This window comes from Aeromonas molluscorum 848 (assembly GCF_000388115.1).
GTDB lineage: Bacteria > Pseudomonadota > Gammaproteobacteria > Enterobacterales > Aeromonadaceae > Aeromonas > Aeromonas molluscorum.
Genome location: NZ_AQGQ01000027.1, coordinates 23,408 through 30,376, shown reverse-complemented (window position 1 = coordinate 30,376; position 6,969 = coordinate 23,408). Strand labels below are relative to the sequence as shown.

Sequence of the window (6,969 nt, the reverse complement as noted above, 5' to 3'; positions counted from 1 at the left end):
CAGATGAGCATTGCACTGCGCATTCATGAACTGCTGGAACAGGATCCCGGCGCTCACCCATCGAGCATAGCGAGCCAGCTGGCAGTCAGTGAATGGGAAGTGGTTCGCCATCTGCCAGCCGAGCTCGTGACGCTAGTGGCGGGGGAGCAAGCCGAGGGGCTGCTGGCGGATCTGGCCGATTGGGGGCAGGTGACCACCATTGTGGAATCTGAGGGATCCATCTTCGAAGTGAAGGCGCCTTTCCCCAAGGGTAAGAATGCCCGGGGTTATTACAACCTGATGGGGCGTGATGGCGAGATGCACGGCCATCTCAAACTCGACAACGTCATGCACGTGGCCCTGGTCAGCAAGCTGTTCATGGGCAAGGAGGGTCACTCCTTCCAGTTCTTTGGCCACACTGGCCGCTGCATCTTCAAGGTCTATCTGGGGCGGGATGAGAAGCGCCAGCTGCTCCCCGCCCAAGTCGAGCGTTTCATGGCCCTACGCCATCAGCATCAAGAGGAAGTCAAAGCATGAGTGAACGTCAGGAGCGTCTTCAGAATCGGTTGCAGCCGGAAATCCGTGAGTTTCGTGACGCTTGCCGCACCCTGCAGTTGGCAACGGTCGACAGCGAGGGCCGACCCAATGCCAGCTATGCCCCCTTTGTACTGCAATCCGATGGTTACTACGTGCTTATCTCCGAGATAGCGCGTCATGCCCGTAACTTGCAACAGGTGCCTCAGGTCTCACTGATGTTGATTGAAGATGAAAGCGGTGCTCGTGAGCTGTTTGCTCGCAAACGCCTCACCTTCGATGCCAGTGCCGAGGTGGTGGCGCGGGACGATGATCGCTGGCAAGTCGCGTTGACTGCCCTGCAGGAGCGTTTCGGCGAGATCATTGCCGGTCTGTCCAGATTGGAAGACTTCAAGCTGTTTTGCCTCAAGCCTCAGCAAGGTCTGTTCGTCAAAGGGTTCGGCCAGGCATTCCAGGTCTCGAGTGATGAGCTGATAGATGTGGTTCATCTGGTCGAGGGCCACAAGCGCCTCGATAGCGGCGAAGAGATCGCCAGCACCGACCAGGTACTTTAAGCGCCGCTGCGATATAAAAACGGCAGCCTTGGCTGTCCGTTTTTATATCGGGTATTTCAACCTTCATCAACCCTGCCAGTCAACCCGGTTGGGGAAGGCCTGGCGATCCCTGTCATTGGCAGTCTCATTGCATTCGCCCCTGATGCGCCAGGAGGTCTGGCTCAGCACTATGAAGCCCTGATGGCAGTAGCCCCGCTCCTCCAGCGTTTGTTGGAGCTGGGTATCCTGCAGGGCGGTGCGCCGTTCGAGCAGGCTCTGCTGGCGCTGCAACTTGCTACCATCGTCATCCTGCAGCCGGGTGGGCAATGTCTCCAGCGGTGCCGCTTCGAACAGGAAGCGTTTGCTGCCCTCCTCATTGATATGAGTGCTGAACAGAGGAGGAGGCTGATCCGATGGCTGAGTAAAGCCACAGGCAACCAGGCCCGGCAGCATGACGATTAGCAGAGCTGGGTAGGGGCGCACGGAAAATTTCATCAAATAATCTGTTCGGTGGGTTGAACCAGGACGAGACGGTCTCCCGGCAGGGCCAGGTTTTCCCACATCCAGTTATGGTGCTTGATGATGGCATCGGCCTTCAGGTGAGCCCGGTCGGCTGTGGTATGGGCATCTTGGGCCACGGTGACATCGAAGCCGTGGGAGGCGGCGCTGCGCACTGTGGTATCGACACAGAAGTCGGTCGCGCAGCCACACAATATCAATCTGTCCACGCTCTGCTCCGCCAGCAGGAAGCCGAGCTCGGTGTCGAGAAAGCTGTCACAGGCGGCCTTGCGTACCCGGCTGTCCGTGGGTCTTGGGGAGAGGGCTGCATGGATCTGCCAAGCCGGACTGCCAGGATGGAGTTCACCGCCCGGTTCGTCATGTTGCACATAGATGACTCGGCCACCGCCCTGACGCACACCGTCGGTCAGGCGATTGATATTGGAGAACACCTGTGTGTCCTCATGGCGCGGGTGATCAAACAGCCCTTGTTGCACATCGATAACCAATAACACGTCCATATGCACTCCTCAAAGAGGCTGGGGGAGTCCCCCATCTCGGCTGTGTTGGAGGGCACCAGAGATCCTGGTGCCCCGTCATCTTGCTCTGATCTACCCTCGGGCCTGGTGCCCTTGTCAGGGCTGTAACCACTGGTTGCAGTCCCGTTGCCGGGATTGATGCAGTGCGCCCATATCTTGCTTCATTTCCCCCTCGCTTTGCCAGCGTTTGGGTAAAGCTTCTATGTTGACGCCCACTTCGGGCTGGCGTCCAGCAACCTGACTGGCGCCGCTATAGGGAACCACCAGCGCGATCTTGAGTGCCGGATTTCGACTGGCAATGCGACTGGCAAGACCCAATCCGCCCTCTACATGGAAATTGCCGGCAATGTGCATGATGCGCCTGCCCGGATGGGCTCTGAGGTAGTCCACCATGGTTTCGGCCATGGTGTCATCCCAGCCGGTCTGGGCGGCGAAGCGGCGGCTATTGGTATCGGCATCGCCATGGTGCATGGAGGCCATGAACTTGCGGCGATAGGGATCATCTTCCAGGGTTAGTTCCCGGGCCAACTGACGGCGGTGGATGGGGGCCAGGGATGACATCCACGCGGCCCCCTCCTGACCTATGCAGCTGATCAGGGGCTTGGGTGCATTGGCGGCGAGCACCGTGAGCCGTTGCGACTTGGCAAACTCAACCAGGGGGCGGTAGTCGCTCGCATAGTTGGGCCAGGCATCGCTATCGCGGATCAGTTTGGCTTCCCCAATCCGGCCAGCCAGATAGGCATCTAAGGTGGGTTGGGAGCCTCGACTGAACTGTTCCATGGAGAGCACCAGGGCGCGGCCATCGCCTTGAGCGCGCAGTTGCAAGCCCGCCAGAAACTCGGTTTCCAGCAGATGCAGTGCCGGATGGGTGTGCAGTTCCCCGACGAGCACAATATCGGCGTCCTGCACCTTATCCAGTGCCTGGGTCAGGGTGATTGCCGAGCCAGCACCATCGTCAAGTCGATAGTCATACAGGGTCGCGGCTGCCCGGTGATGGGGGCTGGTCGAGTGGTTTGTACAGGCGCTGAGTAGCAGGGATAGTGTGCCGAAGGCAATAATTCGCAACATGATTTCTCGCATTCAGAGGTTGGGTGATACCGCTTCGCCGGGTTGGCTGGTGCGCGGTCACAGTCGAGTAAAGGGTTGCTAGTGTAAACCCCATCCAAATAAAAATGATAACGATTACCATTGATCTTTATCGATGGTTGGCTAAGATGCTCGTGTTGATAATTATTCTCAATAAAGGACATGCAGTGGCTTATACCAACCCCCCCTCTTTGATCGCAATTGCGGTCATGACAGCACTCACTTCCCCGCTTCACGCCGCCCAGAACCAGACTGCCAAGCACAACGCCGACGAGGTGGTCGTGGTCAGTGCCTCGCGCATGCCGCAGAAACTGGAAGATGTCGCCAGTTCGGTCAGCGTCATCACCGCGACCGAGATAGAAGAGCAGATGGTCACCAATGCGGCTGATCTATTCCGTTATGAACCGGGCGTCAAGGCGGTTGGCGGCGTGGGCAGCGCCCAGACCTTCATCATACGTGGTATGGGTGAAAACCGGGTCAAGGTCGTGGTGGACGGGGTGCGCCAGAATGATGCCTACAGCAAGGGGGGGGTTGGCCAGAGTTATTTCGATACCGACATGATCAAGCAGGTAGAGGTTGCCAAGGGCCCCGCCTCTGCCGCCTATGGTTCCGACGCCCTGGGCGGTGTCATCGCCATCACCACCAAGGATGCCAGCGATTTCCTTGGCAGCAAGGATCACTACCTGGATGCGACCAGTGGTTATGCGTCCGATAGCCATCAACGCATGCTGGGTTTTACCGGTGCATTGCGCAGCGGGGATGTCGAGAGCCTGATCCGTTACACCTGGCGCGATAGCGGCGTGACTCAAAATTACGATTCCACCAAGACAGACTTCGATATCGGCACCCATGCCGTGCTGCTCAAGAGCCAATGGGATATCGATGAGGATCAATACCTCAAGCTGACCGTCGACTACCTCAGCGAGAATCAGGACCCAGACTCACTCGATCTCTCCAAGACCGCGAGCGTCTTCAATCAGCCCATCACCGACAAAGAGACGGATAATCTCTCAGTGGTGCTGGATCACGGCATTGCCCTCGGGGCCAACTGGGCGGATCGTATCGATAGCAAACTCTACTACGCCCGTACCAAGCAGACCCTGGATCAGTACGCCTCCTCCAAGTACCCGGTCAATCCGCGCAACCCTTATGTGACCAAGAACTCGCTCGATCACAATGGCTTCGAGCAGGAGAGTCTGGGCGCCCAGGTGCAGTTCAGCAAGGCCCTCGCCAGCCAGCGACTGGCCTGGGGCCTGGAGTACGAGCATACGGATAACGAGCGGACTCGCATCAAGAATCCGACCGTGCCCGGAGATTTTGACGCTTACAGCGAGTTGAGCTTCCCCTCGACCACCAGCCAGCGTGCCGCCCTCTGGGCCTTTGACGAGATCAAGTTTGGCGATCGTTGGGTACTGACCCCGGGGGCCCGCTACGAGTATTACCATATGAAACCGGCTGATGATCCTGCCTATACCGGAGATAATCTCAAGACCATTTCCGAGGGCGAGTTCTCCCCGAAACTGGGCCTGGTGTACAAGGCGCACGAACTGGCAAATCTGTTTGCCCAATACAGCCATGGCTTCAAGGCGCCTATGTATGACAGTGCCTTCTCTACCCTGAATCACCAGGCTTACGGCTATCGCATCGAACCCAATCCCAATCTGAAGTCCGAGAGCAGTGACGGCATAGATGCAGGGGTGCGTGGCAGCCAGGGGGGCTTCAGCTATGAAGTGACCGCCTTCTACAACAAGTTTGAAGACTTCATCGAGCTGCAATCCATCGGTACTTCCGGTCGGACCGCACTCTATCAGTATCAGAACCTGGATGAAGCTACCACCAAGGGGGTCGAAGCCAAGGCCGACTACTGGCTCAATGATCTGGTCAATGTCTGGGGTAACCTGGCTTATATCGATGGCGAAGATGGCGAAGGCAACTACATCAATAGCCTGAGCCCCCTCAACGGTTCAGTGGGGGTCCGCCTCGAACAGCCAAATTGGAACATCAATACCGCGCTGCGCTTTGCCGATGACATGAACAAGGTCAGCAAGGACTCCCGTGGCAATGACAACATCCAGAGTGCAGGCTGGGGCGTGGTGGATCTCTATGCCCAGTTCAAACCGCTGACCGATCTGCAACTCAACGTCGGCGTCTTCAACCTGTTCGACAAAGAGTATGTCAGCTACGAGAGGGTGGCGGGCCAGGCTGCCGGCACCGATACCCAGTACATGACGGAGCCGGGCCGCAACCTGAGCGCCAGGGTCAAGTACATCTTCTGATAGCCGGATATATGCAGATGAAAAGAGGGGCTGCGGCCCCTCTTTTTATGGGTGCTTGCCAAGAGTGCCCTGTCAGCTGGTGTTATTGAGGCGCTGCCCCCGGCATCTTCCTCAGCCAATGGGCCAAAAAAGAAACCCGCCAGAGGCGGGTAGAAGGATTGCAACACTAACCAGGAGAGGTGTGTTACTCAATAGACAGCGGCCTTTTACCAATAGTTCAATTTTATTGATATTTTTCATGATTATCCGGGCGGGGTCGCTCGGGATCCTGCCCGGGAAATGGGTTATCATCTGCGTCCCGATCCGGCCCTGTGAGGTCCTATGCCTGCGTTCTCCTGGTTAGCCCTGTTTTTTGGCGCCTTCTATTTTGTCTATGGCGCCTATTTGCCGTTCTGGTCGCTCTGGCTGGAGGGGATAGGGGTCAGTGCCGAGGCTATCGGCATGCTGCTCGGTGCAGGCATGGCGATCCGTTTCGCGGGCAACTTGATGGTGATGGGACGTATCAAGGGGGCGGCCCAGCTGCTGCCGGTCACCCGGCTGCTCTGTCTGCTCTCCCTGCTCGCCTTCCTTGGTTTCTATCTCAGCCACCAGTTATGGTGGCTGGTGGCATTGACCCTGGTAGCCAACTTCATCTATCCGACCCTGATGCCCATGGGGGAGGCGCTGGCCACCCGCATGGTGCTGCAGACTCAACTCGATTATGGCAAAGTGCGACTCTGCGGCTCGGCGGCCTTCATCCTGGCTTCGACCCTGGTCGGGGCGCTCATCACCGACTGGGGCAGCCAGTGGGTGCTGCACATCATGGTGCTGGGCTTGGGGCTCATGCTGCTGCTCAGCTGGTTGCCACTCAGGCCAGCCCCGCAGGATGTAAAAGGGGAGCGAGCCCACGCTTCCCTGCGTGATACCCTCAAGAGCGCCGCGGTGCGCCGCTTCTTGCTGGTGACTGCGCTATTGCAGGGCAGTCATGCCGCCTATTACGGCTTTAGCGCCATTCACTGGAAAGCAGCCGGCTACAGCGGCACTACCATAGGTTATTTATGGGCCCTGGGAGTGGTGGCCGAGATAGCCATGTTCGCCGCCGACAAGCGCTATTTCAGCCGGTTTGGCGCCCAGCGTCTGTTCCTGATTGGTGCCATTGGTTGTCTGCTGCGCTGGGGTCTGCTCGGGGCAACCACCGAGTTTGGTGTGTTGCTGTTTGCCCAGTTGTTGCATGGGGTGACTTTTTGCATCAGCCACCTTGGGGCCGTCCGCTTCATGACCCGGGGGTTGGCACCCGAGCAGCTGATCCCCACCCAGGCGCTCTATGCCGCGCTCTCTCTCGGGATCACGGTGGCGGCGCTGATGACACTCTCTGGCCTGCTGTTTGAGCCTCTGGGCGGCGGCATCTTCTTCATCATGGCCCTAGTGGTGCTGCCGGTCTTTGTCTTGCGCCTCAAGCCAGAGCATCCATCGTCCGCCTGACTTGAGTTTTGTTACAAGGGGCCGATGCTGCGGTACGCCGGGCCCCGCTGCACACAGTTGATC

General features: G+C 58.2%; 7 protein-coding genes. 4 read left to right on the top strand and 3 right to left on the bottom strand.

The window, feature by feature from the left end; translation table 11 throughout:
* Positions 1–3 precede the first annotated feature (3 nt).
* Positions 4–516, top strand: a complete 513-nt coding sequence (gene hutX / locus G113_RS06420) for a heme utilization cystosolic carrier protein HutX (RefSeq protein ID WP_051106568.1) — start codon at positions 4–6, stop codon at positions 514–516.
* Entirely contained in the window at positions 513–1,067 is a 555-nt protein-coding gene (gene hutZ / locus G113_RS06415; protein WP_005896760.1) for a heme utilization protein HutZ, read from the top strand. Before hutX ends, hutZ begins: the two co-directional genes overlap by 4 nt.
* Before the next feature lie 66 nt (positions 1,068–1,133).
* Here the strand turns inward: hutZ and G113_RS06410 are convergent, their stop codons facing one another.
* The 3 genes from G113_RS06410 to G113_RS06400 all read right to left on the bottom strand — a co-directional run bounded on the left by G113_RS06410 (position 1,134) and on the right by G113_RS06400 (position 3,151).
* Positions 1,134–1,541 (bottom strand): hypothetical protein, encoded by a 408-nt coding sequence (locus G113_RS06410; RefSeq protein ID WP_005896757.1) that lies wholly within the window; start codon positions 1,539–1,541, stop codon positions 1,134–1,136.
* Complete coding sequence (locus G113_RS06405; RefSeq protein WP_005896754.1) at positions 1,541–2,065, bottom strand: cysteine hydrolase family protein; 525 nt, start codon at positions 2,063–2,065, stop codon at positions 1,541–1,543. The genes G113_RS06410 and G113_RS06405 overlap by 1 nt, the downstream gene beginning before the upstream one ends.
* A 114-nt stretch (positions 2,066–2,179) precedes the next feature.
* The gene (locus tag G113_RS06400) at positions 2,180–3,151 is read right to left on the bottom strand and encodes a ChaN family lipoprotein (protein ID WP_005896751.1); all 972 of its coding nucleotides are present in this window, start codon (positions 3,149–3,151) and stop codon (positions 2,180–2,182) included.
* Positions 3,152–3,297: 146 nt separating this feature from the next.
* On the opposite strand from G113_RS06400, the gene G113_RS06395 reads away from it, so the two are divergent.
* The gene (locus G113_RS06395; protein ID WP_005896748.1) at positions 3,298–5,445 is read left to right on the top strand and encodes a TonB-dependent hemoglobin/transferrin/lactoferrin family receptor; all 2,148 of its coding nucleotides are present in this window, start codon (positions 3,298–3,300) and stop codon (positions 5,443–5,445) included.
* A gap of 321 nt (positions 5,446–5,766) precedes the next feature.
* The gene (locus G113_RS06390; protein WP_005896745.1) at positions 5,767–6,906 is read left to right on the top strand and encodes a 3-phenylpropionate MFS transporter; all 1,140 of its coding nucleotides are present in this window, start codon (positions 5,767–5,769) and stop codon (positions 6,904–6,906) included.
* Positions 6,907–6,969 lie beyond the last annotated feature (63 nt).